This window comes from Bradyrhizobium sp. CCBAU 51627 (assembly GCF_028128765.1).
Classification (GTDB): Bacteria; Pseudomonadota; Alphaproteobacteria; order Rhizobiales; family Xanthobacteraceae; genus Bradyrhizobium.
Genome location: NZ_LBJG01000002.1, coordinates 1 through 599 on the forward strand (window position 1 = coordinate 1; position 599 = coordinate 599).

Below are 599 nucleotides of genomic sequence, written 5' to 3' on the forward strand. Positions count from 1 at the left end.
CAGGCTGCTGACAAACCCCTGGCTTTTGCCGGGGGTTTTTGATTCAAGATGGCATGCTGAGGAAGCCGCTACCGCAACAGACCGCGTTGGAGATGGTCAGTCTCGACGGTCTTGTTCCGAGGGATCACCTGCTTCGCAAGATCGAGGCGGTGGTCGATTTCACGTTCATCCACGATCGAGTTGCCGGGCTTTATTGCCCGGACAACGGGCGTCCGCCGCTCGACCCGACGCTGATGTTCAAGGCGCTTTTCATTGGTTACCTGTTCGGCATCCGCTCCGAACGCCAGCTGGTGCGGGAGATCGAAGTCAATGTCGCCTACCGCTGGTTTCTTGGACTAAAGCTGACCGACCCGGTGTTCGATGCCTCGACGCTGAGCCAGAACCGGCGCCGCCGATACAATGACACGACGGTCGCGCAGGACATCTTCGATGCGGTCGTGGCGCAGGCGATCGCCAAGGGGCTGGTCGATGGCACGGTGCTCTACACCGATTCCATGCACCTGAAAGCCAACGCCAACAAGAACCGCTATGACGCGGCGGTGGTCGCCAAGTCGCGGGCCGACTACTGGGACGCGCTCGATGCGGCGATCGAGGAAGAC

General features: G+C 60.8%; 1 protein-coding gene. It reads left to right on the forward strand.

Annotated features, from left to right (window positions below; all coding sequences use genetic code 11):
* Positions 1-53: 53 nt before the first annotated feature.
* Positions 54-599 (forward strand): transposase (locus tag XH88_RS00270; RefSeq protein ID WP_271613433.1); only part of this gene is annotated, 546 nt, incomplete at its 3' end.